This is a genomic window from Paenibacillus pabuli, from assembly GCF_039831995.1.
GTDB classification, from domain to species: domain Bacteria; phylum Bacillota; class Bacilli; order Paenibacillales; family Paenibacillaceae; genus Paenibacillus; species Paenibacillus pabuli_C.
Genome location: NZ_JBDOIO010000003.1, coordinates 2,617,863 through 2,633,648, shown reverse-complemented (window position 1 = coordinate 2,633,648; position 15,786 = coordinate 2,617,863). Strand labels below are relative to the sequence as shown.

16 protein-coding genes are annotated in these 15,786 nt (G+C 41.6%); 8 read left to right on the top strand and 8 right to left on the bottom strand.

Annotated elements, in window-relative coordinates; genetic code table 11:
- The first annotated feature begins 22 nt into the window (after positions 1 to 22).
- Positions 23 to 1,156, top strand: coding sequence for a M23 family metallopeptidase (locus ABGV42_RS14080; RefSeq protein WP_347383237.1), 1,134 nt, complete (start codon positions 23 to 25; stop codon positions 1,154 to 1,156).
- A 144-nt stretch (positions 1,157 to 1,300) separates the two neighbouring features.
- On the opposite strand, the gene ABGV42_RS14075 is transcribed toward ABGV42_RS14080, so the two are convergent.
- Both ABGV42_RS14075 and ABGV42_RS14070 read right to left on the bottom strand, forming a co-directional pair.
- Complete coding sequence (locus ABGV42_RS14075) at positions 1,301 to 3,235, bottom strand: sensor histidine kinase (RefSeq protein WP_347382197.1); 1,935 nt, start codon at positions 3,233 to 3,235, stop codon at positions 1,301 to 1,303.
- Positions 3,228 to 3,941, bottom strand: coding sequence for a response regulator transcription factor (locus ABGV42_RS14070; RefSeq protein ID WP_347382196.1), 714 nt, complete (start codon positions 3,939 to 3,941; stop codon positions 3,228 to 3,230). Before ABGV42_RS14070 ends, ABGV42_RS14075 begins: the two co-directional genes overlap by 8 nt.
- Positions 3,942 to 4,146: 205 nt before the next feature.
- On the opposite strand from ABGV42_RS14070, the gene ABGV42_RS14065 reads away from it, so the two are divergent.
- From ABGV42_RS14065 to ABGV42_RS14055, 3 genes are all read left to right on the top strand, one after another.
- Positions 4,147 to 5,514, top strand: coding sequence for an ABC transporter substrate-binding protein (locus ABGV42_RS14065; RefSeq protein ID WP_347382195.1), 1,368 nt, complete (start codon positions 4,147 to 4,149; stop codon positions 5,512 to 5,514).
- Between the two features lie 554 nt (positions 5,515 to 6,068).
- Positions 6,069 to 6,476 (top strand): VOC family protein, encoded by a 408-nt coding sequence (locus ABGV42_RS14060; protein ID WP_347382194.1) that lies wholly within the window; start codon positions 6,069 to 6,071, stop codon positions 6,474 to 6,476.
- A 15-nt stretch (positions 6,477 to 6,491) separates the two neighbouring features.
- Positions 6,492 to 7,025, top strand: a complete 534-nt coding sequence (locus tag ABGV42_RS14055; protein ID WP_347382193.1) for a DinB family protein — start codon at positions 6,492 to 6,494, stop codon at positions 7,023 to 7,025.
- Between the two features lie 196 nt (positions 7,026 to 7,221).
- Here the strand turns inward: ABGV42_RS14055 and ABGV42_RS14050 are convergent, their stop codons facing one another.
- Together ABGV42_RS14050 and ABGV42_RS14045 are read right to left on the bottom strand one after the other, a co-directional pair.
- On the bottom strand, positions 7,222 to 7,623 hold the full coding sequence (locus ABGV42_RS14050) for an ASCH domain-containing protein (protein ID WP_347382192.1): 402 nt from the start codon (positions 7,621 to 7,623) through the stop codon (positions 7,222 to 7,224).
- Positions 7,624 to 7,992: 369 nt separating this feature from the next.
- Positions 7,993 to 8,547, bottom strand: a complete 555-nt coding sequence (locus tag ABGV42_RS14045; RefSeq protein ID WP_347382191.1) for an exosporium glycoprotein BclB-related protein — start codon at positions 8,545 to 8,547, stop codon at positions 7,993 to 7,995.
- Between the two features lie 462 nt (positions 8,548 to 9,009).
- On the opposite strand from ABGV42_RS14045, the gene ABGV42_RS14040 reads away from it, so the two are divergent.
- From ABGV42_RS14040 to ABGV42_RS14030, 3 genes are all read left to right on the top strand, one after another.
- Positions 9,010 to 9,972, top strand: a complete 963-nt coding sequence (locus ABGV42_RS14040) for a helix-turn-helix transcriptional regulator (RefSeq protein WP_347382190.1) — start codon at positions 9,010 to 9,012, stop codon at positions 9,970 to 9,972.
- A 75-nt stretch (positions 9,973 to 10,047) separates the two neighbouring features.
- Positions 10,048 to 10,680 carry a type 1 glutamine amidotransferase family protein gene (locus ABGV42_RS14035; protein ID WP_347382189.1) on the top strand — a complete coding sequence of 211 codons (633 nt, stop codon included), beginning with the start codon at positions 10,048 to 10,050 and terminating at the stop codon, positions 10,678 to 10,680.
- A gap of 259 nt (positions 10,681 to 10,939) precedes the next feature.
- On the top strand, positions 10,940 to 11,119 hold the full coding sequence (locus ABGV42_RS14030; RefSeq protein ID WP_431523648.1) for a hypothetical protein: 180 nt from the start codon (positions 10,940 to 10,942) through the stop codon (positions 11,117 to 11,119).
- A gap of 607 nt (positions 11,120 to 11,726) precedes the next feature.
- On the opposite strand, the gene ABGV42_RS14025 is transcribed toward ABGV42_RS14030, so the two are convergent.
- From ABGV42_RS14025 to ABGV42_RS14015, 3 genes are all read right to left on the bottom strand, one after another.
- Positions 11,727 to 12,605, bottom strand: coding sequence for an SDR family oxidoreductase (locus ABGV42_RS14025; protein WP_347382188.1), 879 nt, complete (start codon positions 12,603 to 12,605; stop codon positions 11,727 to 11,729).
- A gap of 763 nt (positions 12,606 to 13,368) precedes the next feature.
- Positions 13,369 to 13,710 (bottom strand): putative quinol monooxygenase, encoded by a 342-nt coding sequence (locus ABGV42_RS14020; protein ID WP_347382187.1) that lies wholly within the window; start codon positions 13,708 to 13,710, stop codon positions 13,369 to 13,371.
- 158 nt (positions 13,711 to 13,868) lie between these two features.
- Positions 13,869 to 14,216, bottom strand: a complete 348-nt coding sequence (locus ABGV42_RS14015) for a winged helix-turn-helix transcriptional regulator (RefSeq protein ID WP_347382186.1) — start codon at positions 14,214 to 14,216, stop codon at positions 13,869 to 13,871.
- A gap of 495 nt (positions 14,217 to 14,711) precedes the next feature.
- Between ABGV42_RS14015 and ABGV42_RS14010 the strand changes: the two genes are divergently transcribed.
- Positions 14,712 to 14,852: a hypothetical protein gene (locus ABGV42_RS14010; RefSeq protein ID WP_181150824.1), complete on the top strand. Its 141-nt coding sequence runs from the start codon at positions 14,712 to 14,714 to the stop codon at positions 14,850 to 14,852.
- Positions 14,853 to 15,005: 153 nt separating this feature from the next.
- On the opposite strand, the gene ABGV42_RS14005 is transcribed toward ABGV42_RS14010, so the two are convergent.
- Positions 15,006 to 15,785: a Cof-type HAD-IIB family hydrolase gene (locus tag ABGV42_RS14005; RefSeq protein ID WP_347382185.1), complete on the bottom strand. Its 780-nt coding sequence runs from the start codon at positions 15,783 to 15,785 to the stop codon at positions 15,006 to 15,008.
- Position 15,786: the final 1 nt, after the last annotated feature.

The following is a 15,786-nucleotide window of genomic DNA, read 5'->3' as shown; positions in this document are numbered from 1 at the left end:
GGGGTGCAGGGAAGTGAATAGAATGAATATGGGAAGCAGGGAACGGGCGAAATGGTCCATTCCAGAAAAGTGCTCTATGACATCAGGACATGTGGTGCATGAAAGATTAAGGGGAAGAAAGGGCTGGCAGCTGATTGTAGTGGCCCTGGGTACGTGTGTGCTCCTGTCTGCCTGCGGCACTACGGAATCATCTGGCCAGAGGGAACAGTCATCAGCAGAACAGACTTCCAGTGCGGTGCCAGCAGCGGAAGTCACCAATAAGGAAGAGACGAATATAGCCGAGGAGGACGCGATGATTACACCTGATAATTTCATAGATACATTAATGAATGGTTCGAAGGAGGACTTGTATAATCAGATGAGTCCGGAACTCCAGGAAGCGATATCGCTGGACGAGTTTAAAACGTCTACCGACAGCTTTATGGAGGGAGTCACTTCCTGGGAACCGGTTACGGAAGCCAAATTGAACAACTTGGTTGAGCGTTCCTGGAAGGATCAGACGGGCACCAAGGGGATTCAAGCCTATTTTACCAAAGATCATCAGATTAGCGGCCTGATGATCCAGCCGCTTGAAATGCATGAGGAGACGGACAAGGCGTTTACCAAAACCGAATTTCAGTTTCCTGTGAAGGGTAAATGGTTTGTATTCTGGGGAGGAAACGATGTGATGTCCAACTATCATTATGCGCATGAAACGCAGCGTTACGCATTGGACATCGTTCGAACGCAGGAAGACTCAAGTTATCAAGGCGAGGCTGCAGTGAACGAAAACTATTATGCTTTTGGTGAGCCGCTCTATGCAGCGGCAGATGGAACGGTTGTCGAGGTCAAAAATGACATTCCGGATAACACGCCGGGTGTTATGAACGCTGAAGAACCGGCAGGGAATGTTGTAGTGATCGATCATGGAAATGGGGAATACAGCATTACGGCACATATTAAGGAAGGGAGTGTAGCAGTCAAAACTGGGGATAAAGTCAAGCAGGGAGACCTCATCGGGCAGCTTGGTAATTCCGGTAACTCCAGTGAAGCACACCTGCACTTTCAAGTTTCAGACGGACCCGATCTATTCACTTCCCGTTCGATTCAGATCCGCTGGGCAGATCAGAGCCAGGTACTGACACGCGGGAACACGTTCCAGGGACTTGCTGAATAACCAAAGAAAGCAGTCGATCAATGTGATCGGCTGCTTGTTCAACTAATGGACAGGAGAGTGTAAGATACGAAGCTCGGAGGTTTGAAAATGATTCAAGCTAAAGCGAAGCTTGCATTTCTCGATATCCACTATAGTTGGTGAATTCTACAAAGGCTCGCTTTGGCCATTGGCTTTTCGTTTATAATTTTTCTCTACAGGGATTTGGAAACTCCAGTCTCCGGAGAGCAGATCCTGCTGACCTGGGCCATCGGATAGGATTAACTGGTATACGTTGACTTTCAACAGGAAATGGTCTGGAGGTGGCGAGCTCCCAATAAAATAAAATCTGATGGTTCCGTTTTTGGCCAAAACTACGCCTGAATCCGTGGCGATGCCGGGAACCGCCTTTATCGTTGAAGCATCCAAGGTAAAAGTTGGTTTGACCGATTGTTGTTTCACCCACTGCGACTCCGATATCTGGTTAGAATGCTTCATTGAGTATTGAATGCTTAGGCTCTGACCGTCGAAAACGTAGCCATGAATGAGAAGTGTATAGCCTTTGTCTGTTTTACCCGTTATTAAAGCCATCTCGTTATTTCCGCTTGTTGACGTCATCGCTGGATCGCTATCTTCGAAGACGGAATCCAGCTTGGCCATGAGCGGGGAGGTAAATGAATTCTTAACACTAAATAATACCAACGCAAGAACGAGCAGCACGATCATGGATACTGCGGCTACCCAAGTTTGGAATAAGTGTCGTTTTTGAAGAGGTAGCCTTTTTTTCGGCACCAGCCCTTGTTCAGGTAGTGCTGTCGGGATCTGCTCGATTTCATGATGAACTGCTTCCGGGACAGCCGCATACGCCTGATTGAGGCCAGAAATTGAGAAGCGTGTCTCAAATGAGGTTGCGTTCCTGCTGCTGCGCGCCGTAATGCACCCTCCGTGTACCTCGACAATGCTTTTTGTGATGGCCAAACCAAGACCCGTACCCCCGGTCTGCTTAGACCTTGACCTCTCCACCCGGTAAAAGCGGTCGAAGATAAAAGGCAAATCCCGTTCCGGAATGGGTTCTCCATAATTTTGGATTCGAACGGCAAGCATATCTCTATCCTGTGTAATATCGATATCGATATATTTGCCCGCTTTCCCGTACTGGATGGCATTGGAAATGATATTCTCGTACGCCCGTACTAACAATCCTCCGTCTGCATGAATCTTAAATTGTCCTTCCTGCATGTTGAGCCTGATTTCCATGCCTTCGTTCTCCGTAGCCGGCACAAATTCCTCGGCAAGCTGACCGATTAACCCGGCGATATCGAGCTCGCTCAGTTCCAGAGGCATACCGTTGTTGATTCGGGTATATTCGAACAGTTCGTCGATCAATCGCCGAAGCGCCAGAGATTTCTCATACGCGATGTTGACATAATAACGCATCTCCACTTCATCCTGATATCGATCTTCCTGGATTACTTCGAGAAATCCGAGAATCGAGGTCAGTGGAGTGCGCAGGTCATGCGATACACCGGTAATTAAATCGTTTTTGGTCTTTTCCGCCTTTCGTTCCTCCGCTATTGAATGCTTCAACTGCATACTCATCTGGTTGATACTGAGCGCGACCTCGCCCAATTTATTACCGGCAATTTCCGGAATTTGATGGTCGAACTGCCCGCTTGCAATTTCTTCTAAACCGCGCGTAATTTCCGCCAGATAATGATCCCATTCGTTGTTCAATTGATTGATACTCTCTGCGACAACACTTAACTCATCCTTGCCCTTTACGGTTACCACATGCCCGAACCGACCTGCTGATATTTCCTGCAACCCTGCGTTGATTTCGCGCAAATCCTGAACCAAACGGTAGCTTGCAAGGAAGAAGCTGATGGGAAAAAGAATGATACCGGCTATGATCATTACGCGAAAGGATCCGGCATGCTCAATGCTCCAATTGATCGGAACATCCACATATTTGATTTTTTGCAGCGCTCCCGCCATAAAATATCCGAAAAAAATAAATGCACCTGTTAGAGCCAGGCTTGCAACCATAATCAGCATTAATCTCCAACGAATCGTATACAGCCACTGTAGTTGGATTTTACTCACCCCTAGCTTTTAAATCACTTTCGATTTTATATCCAATTCCCCACACGGTTTTGATGATCCGTGGTTCGCGCGGGTTAGTTTCGATCTTTTCACGGAGCTTTCGGATATGTACCATGACGCTATTTTTTGACTCCATAAAGGGCTCGTTCCAGACCTCTTCGTAGATGCGATCCATGCTCAGCACCGTCCCTCGATTGACTGCCAGCATGCGAAGGAGTGCGAATTGGCGGGGAGTCAATCTGATTTCCTGCTGATCGACTGTTACCGTATGGGACGCAATATTAATAATGATGTTTTCGATATGTATTTCGTTTGTGTTAGCTGCAACGGTGTTGAACTGATTCATCCTTCGAAGCTGCGACTTGATGCGTGCAATCAGCTCGAGCGGGTTGAATGGCTTGGTTACGTAGTCGTCGGCGCCGATACTTAGGCCTGCTATTTTATCAATATCTTGGCCTTTAGCCGAGAGCATGATGATGGGAATAGGATTCGTTTCTCGTATTTTCATACATGCTTGCACCCCGTCCATCTTGGGCATCATTAGATCCAGTACAATTAAATCGATTTGTTGAGATTGCAAAATCTTCAGCGCCTCCAAGCCGTTCGACGCTTGTAGGAGCTTGTAGCCTTCATTATTGAAATAAATACTCATTAAATGGATAATTTCCTCTTCGTCATCCACCATCAAAATCGTGCTTTCCGCCATAAATCCTCCCTTGATTCTTGTATCTTTCTTACATTGAAGAGCAGCACGATCATTATAAGCGATATTTCCTATGCATTGAATAACGTCAGGATTATTTAAGGAAATGATAAGAAGTTCGGTAATCAGATGATAAGCTTTCGCATTTATACTTAGTTCAACACAAGCGAATAATCGTTTGAACAACAAATGAGTGGAGGTTTTATTTTTGAAGCGCAATGTATTACAGAAGGCCATGCTTGTTAGTCTTAGTGTTATGTTAATTGGTATTCCAGCAGTTTTTAGTGCAGGTAAGCAAGTTTCCGCCAATTCGGTTAACGAATCTGATACAAAACGTACTTTAAAAGTATTGTATTGGAACGAAGACGATTTCAAAAGGACGTATGGAGATGTATTTAGTAAGAAGTACCCGAATACAAACATCGAAGTAGTTGCACCTGCAGGTATGGAAGCGATTAAGGATTACAACGGGGCTATCCAAAAGTATTCACCAGATCTTGTTATGCTGCCCCCATACGAGTACCAACAAATGTCTAAAGATAAAAAGCTGGTCGATTTAGAACCGTTAATTAAGCGAGATAAGTATGACACGACAACGTTGTACCCTGGCTTGCTTGATGAATTGAAGGAACAAGGCGCTGGCAAACTTTATGGGTTAAGCCCAAAAGTTGATTCGTACGCTCTTCTGTATAATGCTGATTTATTTAAAAAGTACAATGTTAAGGCACCAAGTGATGGAACGACATGGGAAGAGATATTGAATCTTGCTAAGAAATTTCCTACCAAGGGAGATAAGAACTCCCGAATTTGGGGTCTAAGCTCCTTTGGATCCAGCAATTTGGTCATGGATATCGCCAGAACAGAAGGGTTAACGTACATGGATCCAAGTACGCTAAAGGTTACTGCAAATACAACTGCGTGGAAAAATGCCTATCGTCTGTCGAGCGAGGCAACGAAGTCCGGGGTACTAGACGAAAGGATCAGTCTGTCGGGCAAAAGTTACTTGGAAAGCAGCTCATTCATTATGGGACGATCAGCTATGATAGTAGCCCCGATTAGTCAGCTGCAGTCCCTACAAGCAGCAAAAAGTGGAGTGAAGAATTATAAATCTTTCACGCTTGGTATTGCTGCTGGCCCTGCGGCTAAGGATCGAGAGTCAACAGGGAACGTTTTCATTAATGAGATATTCGCGATTCCAGCAGGTGCATCTCATGTTGATACTGCTTGGGATTTCATCAAATATTTCAATGGAGAGGACTATGCTACCGAATACTATAAGCCCAATAGCTCGAATAATAGTATCGGTGCTCCTCTTTCTCGCATGATTAAGGAGTACTCTGGTTACAAGTTGGATGCGTTCTATAAATTAAAACCTAATCTGAATTCATCGATAACAAGTTATGTCCTCATGAACAAGTCACCAAATTTTGAATTGAAATTCCGCTCAATTCTACTTAAAGAACTGACACAGGTAGTAAACGGGAAGAAAACCATAGACAAAGCAACAGCTGCTATTCAATCCAGCACTCAGGCTGTTGCTGATAAATTAAAAAAGGCTCAGACGGCAAAGAAATAAGAATATGGTGACTCGCTAAAGAGTATGAAAAGAGTGGGGATGAGGAAGGCTGACCCGGACTTAGTTCCGATCGCCTCGCCTCAGGCGACGTCATCACGGATCTCATTCGACTCGTCGTAGCTACGACTTTGCAGATGGACGATCTTTAGGGCCGCGCTTGTATGGAAGTTCGCGTCGATAATTAACACAAAAGAGTGATGCCACTCAAAATTGTTGTCATATTAATCGTTAATTCCGTCGGTTGTGATGTTCGTGTCTTGTAGAATTGAATCCAAACAGTGGTTAAGTGGGTAGCATAAAAGCCACAAAGTGATCCAATAAGCTAACGGGAAACGATAGCTCAATAACCAAGAAAGCAGTTGATCCCTGTGATCAGCTGCTTTTGTTCAATTAACGGGCAGGTTAGTTGGATAAGAACGTCGAAACACATATTTCATACAGAAAATTCCAACCAAGCGAAATTGAGTTACTGGATGTAGAGTAGAGAAGGAACGAACAAGCAAACGACCGGAATGATTCGAGAGTTTACTAATAAATGATAGGAGCGGATGTAGGTGGGGACAACTGGCTGGGCGAATAAAATTACCGAAATCACATTATTTGTGGAAGATCTGCAGCGGTCGAAGACGTTTTACCAAGAGTCGTTTCAACTATTAATCCAATACGAAGACGAAAACTGTGCAGTATTTGATTACGGAAATACATGCATAAACCTCTTAAATCAATCAAATGCCCGAGAATTGATTAATCCGGCTCAGTTTGGTCGTGTCGAGGATGGCGCAAGGTTCCTGTTTACAATCCAAGTGCCTGACGTTAACCGTGTATGCAACGAGTTGGAAATGCGGGGCGTTACATTGTTAAATGGGCCGATAACGCGTCCTTGGGGGCGGCGGACGGCTTGTTTTGCCGATCCTCGGGCACATTTGGGAGATAGCGCAGGTGCTTTAACGACTATGATGTGATGGGGTGAAAACAGTATGTTAAAAAATGATTCCCTGGCTATTATCGAGCAATATAAGCGAAGTCTGGCTGGATATACGATAGACCAGTTGCGGTATAAATCCCAGGAAGACGTTTGGTCGATTGGACAAATGTATATTCACGTGATCGATGTGGCAGAAGAGTACATCGATCATATTCAAACTTGTACGATGGCGACACAAGAAAAACATGGAGGCAAGACTGAAGACGGAACGAAGGCGTTTATCGAAAAAGTGTGGCCCGATGTCCGTGTGAAACTTGAGGAACCAGTCAACAGGACCCGTAACCCCAATAGTAAGGAAGAGATCATAGCCGGTCTGGAGCAGGTGTTAAAAAAAATGAGATACTGGGAGGTACACGTTCGCGGAACGAATCAGGTTTGCAAGGTGCGTCATGGCTGGTTTGGCTGGCTTAACGCGCGTGAATGGTTTGAGATGATTGGCATGCACAGCAGGCATCATTTGCGCCAAAAGGCAAGACTGGATGAGAAGCTTGTGGAGGCAGGCTTATGTAATAATTCACTAAATTAACGGGAAACTATAGCGAAACGTGAGAGTTGATGAGTTCTTTTAAAGCACTCATGAATAAAGAAGGTGAAATATACCTTTCTAAACTCAAGCTTCTCAAGTTGAATTAAATGCTGTAATTACCCATATATCAAATTGATCTGGAAGGAGAGAACATCATGACAACAAACATAATTGAACAATATTGGCAGTTGTATGCTCAAAAAGAAAACCTGAATTTAGAAGTTCCTGCGGCAACGACTCGAAAAGTTTGACATACTAACATTAAATCATCACTAAAAGTAAGATTGTATAAACCAAGCTCCCACGTAAAAAATTTGACGTGCTCTTCATACCAATATGTATAACTCAAATCGCCTTCACCTTCATTTTTCGCAAAGTCAGCAGACACTTCATTCATTTTGAGTAGTTCTACGTTGGTGTATTGAATAATGGCTGCAGGTTGATTGCTGCCGTCTAATACAATATCGTATTCTTGTTTAGGTGGCTCCTCGTTTTCAAACTCATATACATAATATGCAGCACATGTTGCTGTTTTTATGCCGTCAACAACAAGCTTTGCTAATTCATCGCCCATCTCCTTAGAACCATCTCCAAACATCCAGTACGGGTACTATAGTTCAATAATACGAAGAAAGCAGCAGATCATTGTGATCGGCTGCTTTTGTTTATCAAACGGGAAGGTTAGTATAATGAGCGCTGGTGTGGTCATACAAAAATTAGAACGCATGTGATTATTAAACGGGTTAATCCAGCTTTATGAGTAATTCCAGCAACTGTCGTTTCAATCCCATTGACTGCAATGTAAAGGAGAACGGACATAATTCACACTGCATACCAACGAAGCCTGAGATCTGATCTAATAGCACTATACTCTACTGGTTTGACAAATAGACAAGGACCTCTCGCCATGATCGGTGAGGGTCCCTGTTTCTTGATTGATTTGATATAAAGATAAAGCGTAACTCCGTTAAGTGATAGTAAGACTTCCGCTTGCATATCCCGCAATGGTTGAAGCCACATCAATTCCGGCTGTTACTGATGCTGAGAAAACCATAAGCAGTCGGTCACCGGCGGCAACCGGAATACTCAGCCCTGTAGTCAATCCGCTGGATATTGTGCCCAATGCCAAGACGCCGGTCAGTGTTGGAGCCAAGGTTACCACTGCACCCGGTACAGCCGTAAAGGAGTTATTAGGTGTAGTAGATTGGTATAGTTGTGCGGTTATGGTTACTGTAGATCCAACCAAGCTAAGTCCAGCTGTCGTACTGAAATAAGCGGCCAGTGAGGTAATCGTTCCTGCACGGGATGCCGAGAAAGCAAAGTTAAGCAAAGTGCCTGCAGCGCCTGTGAGATCAATAATCCCTCCGTTAACACTTACTCCCCCAGCACTGTTACCAAAACCAACTAAACTGGAGGTATTCAAAAGTCCACCTAATACCGTAGTCAACGCTACTGGAAGTCCTGATGCGTAAGGAATAATTGCTCCAGAAGCGGTGTGGACTAAACGCAGGGGGCAGTTCACTGATTAACGATAAACACAACCTTGCTAGCTTCAGCTATTCTAAGACTGGAAAATGTACAACAAGATGAAGAAACGATGTAAACTCGAAGTTGATCAGCAAATAAGCGAGTATATCTTTGTTCTATAATCAGGATCGATTTCAGAAAAACTAAACGGCCGCAACTTAAGACGTTTCTTTTGGCGTTTACTGAATGGGGGGATGGCCCAATTAATCGGCTTTCTTAAGCTAACGGGCAGGTTAGTGTAACGTATAACATTTGTGGTATAACTTGATTGGAGATTGCTTTATCTTTGATAACTGAGGTGAGAAAATGGAAATCATTGAACTACGCCTTGAAGAAGGTTCGATTCAATATTTGGAAATAAATTCAGGATCATTAGTAATAGGAAGTAAACAGATGGAACCAGGAACAATCGGAAATGTATAATAGAAAAATAAATTTCATATAGAGGTGGAATTATATGCCTAAGGTTGACAATATGTTAGCAATTCTATGGATGCTTCGTTCAGGTGAAAAAATTACTGCAAAACAAATTTCAGAAAAGTTAGAGATGAATATAAGGACTGTGTATCGATATATTGATACACTTTCAACAAGTGGCGTACCTATAATTTCAGAACCAGGACATAACGGTGGATACACTTTATTGAACAATTTTATTGAGGCTCCTCTTTTTTTTGATTTTGAGGAGAAAACTTCACTATTTCACGCTGCTGTTTTTGCAGAAGAAGCCGGATATTATGGAGGTGAAGCACTAAATAGGGCCATTTCTAAACTAAGTAAATACTCAAATCAAGAGCAGGAAACAAAGTTAAACCAACATTTAACTAGTCTTGAAGTAATAAGCCGATTAAGTTCACTCTCTATGGAACCTTTTTTGAAGGAGTTGGAGCAGGCCGTAGCTGGCGGGTACTCAGTAAAAATTCTCCACCATAAAAGTGGCGAAAAGCAATTAAATTATAGATTGGTCGATCCGTACAGAATTATCTATTGGAATAGTAAGTGGTATGTGATTGGATTTTGTCATCTTAGGAATGATATCCGTAGTTTTAGAGTAGATCGAATTGAAAGTCTAATGCTAACCGAAAATAAGTTTAATCGGCCAGAAAATTTTCCAGCTCGTGTCTTTTTTATGAAAAATCTTCTTCCAACTATAGAAGATAAGGAGGGGATTATTTCTTTGGTTATTCATGGGGATAAAAGTGTATTAGCTGATATTTGCCAACATTGGTTTCTAGGACATTATTTACAAGAGTGGACTTCAAATCAAGCAGTATTTCATCTTGAGAAAGATATGTTACATACATATGTACCTTATTTACTTTTAACGTACGGTAAATCTATTCGAGTTATTGAGCCACTCAGCCTTAAGAAAAGAATGATTGAAGCTTTGTCGGAATTAATAAAATTTCATCAAATTTGATTACTTCCCTGACGCTAGGTGTCAGGGAAGTAATGTTATAGTTGGCTATATCAATTGTGATTGGAGTGTTATTGGATGCAAACAAAAAAAGTTTTTCTATATGTATTTAATACAATGTCGGACTGGGAATATGGATATTTAATAGCTGAACTAAACTCAGGAAGATATTTCAAAAAAAATTTAGTACCTTTAAAAGTAATTACAGTAGGAGCTAATAAAGAAATGATTACTACGATGGGAGGACTGAGCATAAAACCAGATATACCCCTTGAGGGATGTACTCTTGAGAGTAAAGATCTTTTAATTTTACCAGGAGGAACTACTTGGAATGAAGAAATTCATCAACCTATCCTGGAAAGAATTGGCCAAGCTTTAAAGCTTGGCACTATTGTTGCTGCAATTTGTGGTGCAACTGAGGCCCTTGCGAATATGGGATACTTAGATACTAGAAAGCATACAAGTAATAATTTAGAATACACTAAAATGGTATGTCCTAACTATAAAGGAGAAAAGTTCTATGAGGGAGGATCTGCGGTATCTGATTCGAATTTAGTTACTGCATCAGGAATAGCTCCTCTGGAATTTGCGATGGAAGTACTGAAAAAATTAGATGTATTTGCACCAGATACATTACATTCATGGTATAACCTAAATAAGACTCATAAGCCTGAATACTTCTTCCAGTTAATGAATTCAATAAATAGCTGAGCTAAAAAATCAACTTAGCAGTTTTATATTAGTTCAAATAGAAATAATGAAGTAACTGAAAAGCTCACTTTCTCTATTTTGTTTTGCAGAGAAGTTGGGCTTTTTAATTTGGTACCTCCTTATCGTTGTAAATCCGCAAGTTCCTGTCGCTATCCCTACCTGAGCATGAGTTTTTCATTGGTACGTTATTTATTCCTCAGTTAAGTTCGACAGTAGCCAGGGAGTCAAGGAAGCTGTGTTCCCTGGATTAGGCATCGCAATGTTGTCTCGCTGGGTTGTAAAAAGGGAGTTAACTACCGGAATGTTGAAGGAAATCTCCATGCCAGGTATTCGACTTGAACGAAACTTTTCCTTAGTTTGCCGTACTGGCCAAATACCAACCAGAACAAATGAAGTGTTCTCTGAAAGACTACTAAAGCTGGACAACCACTTTATTTAAAATTCCCGTCTTCGAGTATTAAAAACGATGCCTCAAAAACAACTATAACCGTAGAGAGCAATACAGCAGTTGTAAGTTGTAATACAAAACTTAATGCAAGAATTTATGGTATCAGAAGAATATGAAGTATGATTCTCGGCATTTTATTAAGCGAGAAGACAGGTGGTATCCAGTAAAAGCTATAGCAACGAGTAATTAATCTGGGAAGTGCATAAGAGTATTTTTTTTCATTCAAAGTCGCAATTTTAGCGCCTTAAATTATTTTTTCGATACAAATTCTTGTCCCGAGCTAAGGACAAGAACTTGTACCGAGCTAAGGACAAGAACTTGTACCGATTGCCGAAATGGAATATTGATGTCAGATGTGCATAGAGCTGTTAATTGCAATCAATGCAAGCCAAAAGTATTTTTCCCCCTCGTGTCGCGGGACCATGAACATTGTTCCATTCAAAGTCGCTATTATCATGAACAAAGTTCTTCCTGAGGTTAAGAACAGATGCCCAAAGAAATGTAACGTAATATCCGTTTCATTAAGCTAACGGGCAGGATAGTTGAATTTAACAAGGGTATAATATTCCCAAGGAAGGAATGTCTTTGTCTAAATGGATTATTTAGAAAACTGAGATTTGATTTTAAAGAATTCCTTATATGTCATTGGTTTTCGGCCAATCAGACGTTCAAGATCCCCGGACGTCTCCGAGAATTCTCCAGTGTTGATTCCTCGCACCCAACCTAATAAGAAATCAGTCATAAGAACAGGCAAGCCATTCGCTACCATAGTGTCTATATATTCTTTTTCGCTAATTGCCTCATAAGGGATATTTATCTCACTAATTTCCGAGAGGGCTTCAGCGATGTCTGCAAAAGAGCTTCCCTCGCTGCCACTTAAAGTATATGACTTATTTTCGTGCCCGTTTTGAGTGAGAACGGCTACGTTGGCTGCCGCCAAATCGTCCAGAGATGCAGCTGCTACTTTACCGGAACCCGCTGGTACTCGTACGCCGACTTTAAGCGCATCTCCGAAATACGAATGCATGACTTCAAGATACGGTGGATTCCGCAGAATGGTATAGGCTAATCCGGATGCTTTAAGTGTTTGTTCAGCAAATAAGTCGGATATCGATACTTCGGGCACAATAAGATTTGAATTTTCTCTTCGTATGATCGACGTGAAAATCACTTGTTTGACACCAGCCTGTTTGGCAGCTGCGATGACATTGAAATGTTGGGTATTGCGGTCGGTAAATGCTTGCGCGGAAATAAGCATAACTTTTTCAACACCATTAAAAGCTCGCAGAAGTGAGTTATAATCAAAATAGTCGCCCTGGTGAGCTTCTATACCTTCTTTAACAAACTTTTTCATTTTTTCGGATTCCGGATTACGTACCAATACAGCGACCTGATTTGACGGAACTTTTTTTAGAAGAAGCTCTAGTGTCCTGCTGCCGAGATTACCTGTTGCTCCAGTAATAAGTATTTTACCCATATTAATAACCCCTTTGTACTTTTATTAGTGCTTTAATCGTATAACTAGAAACCAATCACAACTTTCCGAATCGTTCATCAGTTTTATGACCATATGATTGACGAATAGTCCTTAACATTCATGAATATCGGAGACGGTAAATGTCCGCAAATTACGAGACATTTCAACCAATAAGATTTGGTTCATACAACTGCTGGCACTTGTGCCTAGAATAGCGTTATCGTACACTGTATCGCTCCAACAGATTTAGATTTAATCCAGCACGAGAACTTCCTACTTGCTGCAGCAGAGTGTAATTTTTAATCCATTCCATCGGAATACTGTTAAAAGCTTTGATTACCCGAGCACCCGGAGCATATTGGGCTACGATTTCACTCGAATTCTTTCCTGACAATTCACCAACTAAAGGTTCCATATTTTCAAAGCGGTTGGTAGCATCAATAAAGAACGTGGCCTGTACAGTCAGGAACCATCGACAAAGCAATAGGCATTTGCGGCCACATCATCTTATTCTCCAATGAAGGTAAATCGGCATAAATGTAACAGTTACAGTTACATTATGATCAAAAAAAAGGGGCCTTTTTTATCATATCCTCCACAACATCAATTATAGTGAAGCTAGCGAGAACATCTTCCATTGATTAAGTGTGGCAGTAAATCCAGTGACTGTTGTTTCACGGCGAAATATTCAGAGATCATTTGTCACAAATCAACTTGGAAGTTATAGCAAGGACTGCAGGTGATAATCCTTACCTTAAAAAACTTACCGTCTTACATTCGTCAGTGTACTTCCCCATTCACCGACTGGTTCAAGCCAGCTTACAATTCTATCATCAATAAGGTTGGTAAGTGCACTTTCATACTCAGCACGATAAGGTTTATTAAGTTCGTGTTGAATCCAATTTTCTCTTGTTCCTTGCCAGATCTCATAGATGACAAGATCATCAGAATGATCAAGATCATCGGAGACGATCGCATTGACAAAGGCAGGTTCACTTTTGAAGTTGCTAATCATCGCAAATAGACTTTCACGGAAAGTTTCTTTCTTACCAGGCTTAATTTTAAAACGTATATTGAGAATTATTTGATTGTTGTTTGTTGACATCACTACACACTCCTTTTATTTTTTTATTTTCTTCATGGTCACAAGTCTCATTATGTACTATGTATCACTTTTAAAATAGTACGTACTTTTAAGTTATATAGTAACTAAAAAGTGATAATTGTGATGAAGTACAGAATAAATTGATTTTTAAAATTACTCTATTCTACATTTAATCTCCGATATTCATCCTTGTTCAATGTCTTCTCTGCATAATCCTGACCCCAATCACAAAGAGCTCGCAAAGTGGGTTCAAGTGACATACCCATTTCTGATATTGCATATTCCACTTTCGGTGGTACCTGATTGTACATTTTTCTAATAATCAAATTATTACTCTCCAACTCCCGCAACGACTGTACTAACATTTTCTGAGAAATTGATGGTATGAGCCTTTTCAATTCACCGGTCCGTTTAGGACCTTTTATTAAGTAATACAGAATAAGAGGTCTCCATTTTCCGCCAATGACATCTAAGGTTATCTCCAGATCACAATAAAAAGTTTTCAATTGAGAAACACCATCCCTCATTTAATTTTCAATTACTATAGTATATGTGTTGATTCAATTCACCAACCTTGCCGTATATTCTGTCTGTTTTTTATCAATGCCAATAAAAACTAAATACATTGAACATACTAGCCTTTGATGAGGGAATTAGTCCTATTATGCTGGCTGGTTTGCGTTATGCTATTGCAGTAATCGTAATATTTATTCTATCTTATTTTTTACAGAGACGTAAGAATAGGAGAGAACAACATTCTACAGTAACTAAGGTTCCTGAAACAAAATTAAGAATGTGGCACTTTATTTTACTGGGTATAACCGGATATTTAATGGCCCAAGGTTTACAATATGCTGGCCAATATTTTATATCTCCTACGCAAACCAGTATGATGCTTAGCATAGGATACTATCCGGAATATGGCCCTTTTTTATTTTTGCCTTGTCAAATTGGCCGACCGTGAATAACCTATCTCATACTAATAAAGAGGGGGAAGGAACATGAGTGTAGTTGGATACGGCGGGAATAACGAGGGAAATGTAGGAGGAATTGGTGGCGGATATGGTGGATTCACTTCGATCGGTGCAATTCTGGTACTCTTTATTCTATTGGTCATCATATCTAAAGCTTTCTTGGTTTAAGAGTTTGTAGGGAGTAGCACTCACTGATAGTGATTACTTCGGTTGAATACCCTTCCAGGCTGAGAAATTAAACAAAAAACCAAAACCAAAACCAAAACCAAAACCTTCTGGATAGTTGATCCAGAAGGTTTTTTGTCTCTTGCTCTAATAACTCTAAATAAGCCCTGTCCATTTTAAGCCATGCCATATGCCATCCCGATCTGCACTTAATGTTACGTGGGATGCCAACTGTCGTAAAGCTTCGGGAGCATTACCCATAGCAATACTACAACCTGCGTATTGAAACATCTCTATATCGTTATAGTTATCGCCGAATGCATAGATGTCTTTTGGCTCAAATCCCAACCGAGCAGCTAGTCTTGTCACACCTTCGGCTTTTGAGCCGCCTGCAGGCAAAACATCCATGGAGAGAGGGTGCCACCGTACAAAATGTAACATGTCGAACTTTTCGCGATACGCAGCTTCTTCCTCCGGTGTGCAAAACAACATGGTCTGATAGATCGCCCGGTCCTCACAAAATGAAGCATGATGGCTAGGATGTTTCACGCCAAGTGAATTCAGACACAGCTCTACATGGGGGTGATACCCTTGGCTGCAGCTCATCTGTGCATGATCCAGGAACACTAGAGCATGTTCTTGTGTAACAGCAAACGCGGATAGTTTGTCCAGGGCGTCTGGGTGAATCGGATTGCTATGAATCAGAGTTCCTTGATCAATGACGTATTGGCCGTTAAAGCTGACATACGAATCGAGCTGCAGTTCCTGTCTGACCTGCTCAAGCATAAAAGGAGAACGCCCCGAGGCCAAGGCAACCGTATGTCCGGCGATTTTTAGAGCCATAACGGCTTCTTTTGCAGAAGGCGGAATTCGATTGTGGCGATCCAGTAGTGTACCATCGACGTCAAAGAGGACGAGTTTGTTTGTTGAAGTCAAC

Excerpts from the sequence above, each read along its gene's own strand:
- ABGV42_RS14035 (WP_347382189.1), top strand. The coding sequence starts at position 10,048 with ATGCAAACAAAAAAAGTTTTTCTATATGTATTTAATACAATGTCGGAC.
- ABGV42_RS14050 (WP_347382192.1), bottom strand. The coding sequence starts at position 7,623 with ATGTTTGGAGATGGTTCTAAGGAGATGGGCGATGAATTAGCAAAGCTT.
- ABGV42_RS14055 (WP_347382193.1), top strand. The coding sequence starts at position 6,492 with ATGTTAAAAAATGATTCCCTGGCTATTATCGAGCAATATAAGCGAAGT.
- ABGV42_RS14030 (WP_431523648.1), top strand. The coding sequence starts at position 10,940 with ATGTTGTCTCGCTGGGTTGTAAAAAGGGAGTTAACTACCGGAATGTTG.
- ABGV42_RS14010 (WP_181150824.1), top strand. The coding sequence starts at position 14,712 with ATGAGTGTAGTTGGATACGGCGGGAATAACGAGGGAAATGTAGGAGGA.
- ABGV42_RS14070 (WP_347382196.1), bottom strand. The coding sequence starts at position 3,941 with ATGGCGGAAAGCACGATTTTGATGGTGGATGACGAAGAGGAAATTATC.
- ABGV42_RS14025 (WP_347382188.1), bottom strand. The coding sequence starts at position 12,605 with ATGGGTAAAATACTTATTACTGGAGCAACAGGTAATCTCGGCAGCAGG.
- ABGV42_RS14040 (WP_347382190.1), top strand. The coding sequence starts at position 9,010 with ATGCCTAAGGTTGACAATATGTTAGCAATTCTATGGATGCTTCGTTCA.
- ABGV42_RS14020 (WP_347382187.1), bottom strand. The coding sequence starts at position 13,710 with ATGTCAACAAACAACAATCAAATAATTCTCAATATACGTTTTAAAATT.
- ABGV42_RS14080 (WP_347383237.1), top strand. The coding sequence starts at position 23 with ATGAATATGGGAAGCAGGGAACGGGCGAAATGGTCCATTCCAGAAAAG.